Annotated in this window: 4 protein-coding genes; 1 reads left to right on the forward strand and 3 read right to left on the reverse strand. The window is 56.5% G+C overall.

All coding sequences use genetic code 11. The annotated features are described in order from the left end of the window. A partial coding sequence (locus EN925_RS31385; RefSeq protein WP_164894513.1) for a response regulator transcription factor occupies positions 1 to 457 on the forward strand: 457 nt, incomplete at its 5' end. Between the two features lie 332 nt (positions 458 to 789). Here EN925_RS31385 and EN925_RS31390 read toward each other — a convergent pair. From EN925_RS31390 to EN925_RS31400, 3 genes are all read right to left on the reverse strand, one after another. Next, entirely contained in the window at positions 790 to 1,443 is a 654-nt protein-coding gene (locus EN925_RS31390) for a PIG-L deacetylase family protein (RefSeq protein ID WP_127369616.1), read from the reverse strand. Continuing rightward, positions 1,440 to 2,255 carry a sugar phosphate nucleotidyltransferase gene (locus tag EN925_RS31395; RefSeq protein WP_063170845.1) on the reverse strand — a complete coding sequence of 272 codons (816 nt, stop codon included), beginning with the start codon at positions 2,253 to 2,255 and terminating at the stop codon, positions 1,440 to 1,442. The genes EN925_RS31390 and EN925_RS31395 overlap by 4 nt, the downstream gene beginning before the upstream one ends. Beyond that, positions 2,252 to 2,603: methyltransferase C-terminal domain-containing protein (locus EN925_RS31400; protein ID WP_348629529.1), on the reverse strand; the 352-nt coding region annotated here is incomplete at its 5' end. The genes EN925_RS31395 and EN925_RS31400, both read right to left, overlap by 4 nt.

Below are 2,603 nucleotides of genomic sequence, written 5' to 3' on the forward strand. Positions count from 1 at the left end.
GATCAGGCGCATTTCGTCCGAGTTCAGGTCGGTGCCTGTGGTGATCTTGGCCGACACAGAAGACCTTGCACAGATACTGGCGGCTCTCGAATGTGGCGCACGTGGCTACATTCCGACCTCTGTCGGGATCGACGTCTGTGTCGAGGCGATCAATCTTGCGGTGGCAGGAGGCATTTTCGTTCCTGCAAGTAGTGTCCTGTCCATGCGGCACCTGATAGATTCAGGCAGCCTTGAAACACCTTTGACAGGCATGTTCACGCTCAGACAGGCTGAGGTCGCCCAGGCGCTCCGACGCGGCAAGGCGAACAAGATCATCGCCTATGAGCTGAACCTGAGAGAAAGCACCGTGAAGGTGCACATCCGCAACATCATGAAAAAGCTTAAGGCGACCAACCGGACGGAAGTCGCTTACAAGGTCAACGATCTCTTCGCCGAAGGATCTCTGGCTGTGGAGTGACGAAGCAAATGAGACGCTAACTTTGGTTAAATCGTGCGGGCCGTTTTGCTCTCGCGTAGCGTCTGATCTGGGGGATGATTGCTGCACAATTGAGGGACCTCCGTCCCGCTGGACACCCGTGGTGGACGCCCCGCATATAGCCAGCTCCCATATGTCCTGTTCCTAAAGACTAACCATTGCGAGGCGTCCAAAGCACTCCTGCCTCACTGTCCAGCAACCAGCCGGAAGTGACACTTCGTCAATGGCGAGGACCAGGTTGCTGCTCTCTCGTGGAACTGGTCGTGCCGTCCTGGGGGACCAATCCTTGCGACAGCGACCCCGGAGGGCTATCGCTACAATATTTTGACCTTCCTAAGCGTGAAGGCCTCCGCAAAGTGCTCGGGTGCCCGGCATTCCATTCCACGCAACCGCGCAAGCCCGGCGAATGTCTCCCGATCGAACCAGTCCTTTGAGCGCTGTGTCCCGAAGTGCTCGTGAAGGAGTTGGATCTTGCGTTCCAGCACGTGGGCTGCAATCGGCACATACGCATTGGGTTGGCAAAGATCGCCGTCCCATTTCGGAATCTCGTATTCGAGCACAAGGTGATCGCGGAAAACGTTCCAGGTCAGTTGGTTGACCTCCCTATGGTCCTGATGGGCGTCGAACCTGGCATGGGTTAATATCACGTCGGGATGAACCCTTGATCTTACGTCCATCAGCCAATGCTTTATCGATCGGCTGTGAACTGGGAAATAGCCGTCTTCAAAATCCGCAACGTCGATCGTGGACGAATGGGATCCTTCGAGGAAGGCTTCGGCCGAAGCCCTGGCTTCGGCCGACCGCTGGCCGCCGGCGCTTAAGACGCACCAGTAGACGTGAAGTTTGACCTCCGACGCGATCAGACTGAGGATTGTGCCTCCCGCGCCGATCTCAATGTCGTCGGAATGGGCCCCGACGCACAGAATCGAGAGTTCCTCGCCGCCACGCCCGAGACCAAGCCCCTTCATGATGCGGCCAACCCCATACTACGCCTATTCTTCTCGGCGGTGGCTATCATACTCCAGGGCATGTCGCCCTTTTCGACCATGTCTTCGAGTGATTGCCAATCGCGCAGCGTGTCCATTGAACGCCAGAAACCCTCGTGCTTGTACGCCATCAGCATGTTGTCATCGATCAGACGCTTGAACGGCTCGACAACGAGTTCCTCCCCGTCGCGCATGTAGTTGAAAATTTCCGGACGGAATATAAAGTAGCCGCCATTGATCCAGATCTCCGATGTCTCGGCCGCACGAAACTCGCGCACGCGGCCATCTTCCGCGATGTCGGCCAAATGGTAAGTCAGCGGCGCGTGCACTGCCAGAAAGCAGCCGATCTTGCCGCTGGCCTCGAATTTTCTGATCATGTCGTCCAAGTCGACATCGGTCAGGCCGTCGGAATAGTTGGCCAGGAACATCTTCTCGTTCCTGACGTGATCCTGCGCAGCCCACAGGCGCTCTCCAATGCTGCGCCAAATACCGGTATCGAGCAGAGTGATGCTCCAGTCCTTGATTGTGTCGCCGAGGAGCTTGACGTCCTGGCCTCCTCGCGTAACCACGCAATCGGAAAACGTTTGCGGCCGGGTGTTCAAGAAAAAGTCTTTGATCACGTTGGCCTTGTAGCCCAGACACAACACGAACTCGTCATGCCCATAGTCACTGTACCATTGCATGACATGGCGCAGGATCGGCTGGTGGCCGAGCGGTATCATCGGCTTTGGGATGCTTTCGGAATAGTCGCGAATGCGGGTCCCGCGACCGCCACAGAAAAGAATGACTTTCATTTCTCGTACTCCGACGGATCGATTACGGTCACGAAAGGAATCGGCACTACGAATTTCGCGTTCCAAGCGGCGACATGGCGCATCTGCTGAATGATCTCGTCCTTCAGATTCCACGGAAGGATGAGGATGTAGTCTGGCTTAGCCTCGTCGATTTCGTCGACGGGCTTGATCGGGATGTGCATTCCAGGTGTATAACGCCCGTGCTTGTACGGGTTGCGGTCCACTGTGAAATCCAGGAAGTCGGTGCCGATGGCGCAGTAGTTCAGCAGCGTGTTTCCCTTGCCAGGCGCGCCGTAACCGCAAATCGTCTTGCCCTCTTCCTTGGCCGAAATCAGGAATGCCAAGAGA

It is taken from the genome of Mesorhizobium sp. M7A.F.Ca.US.006.04.2.1 (assembly GCF_004022915.1).
Classification (GTDB): Bacteria; Pseudomonadota; Alphaproteobacteria; order Rhizobiales; family Rhizobiaceae; genus Mesorhizobium; species Mesorhizobium ciceri.

What these genes read in the sequence shown, in the direction of transcription:
- EN925_RS31390 (WP_127369616.1), bottom strand. Translation starts at nt 1,443, where the DNA reads ATGAAGGGGCTTGGTCTCGGGCGTGGCGGCGAGGAACTCTCGATTCTG.
- EN925_RS31395 (WP_063170845.1), bottom strand. Translation starts at nt 2,255, where the DNA reads ATGAAAGTCATTCTTTTCTGTGGCGGTCGCGGGACCCGCATTCGCGAC.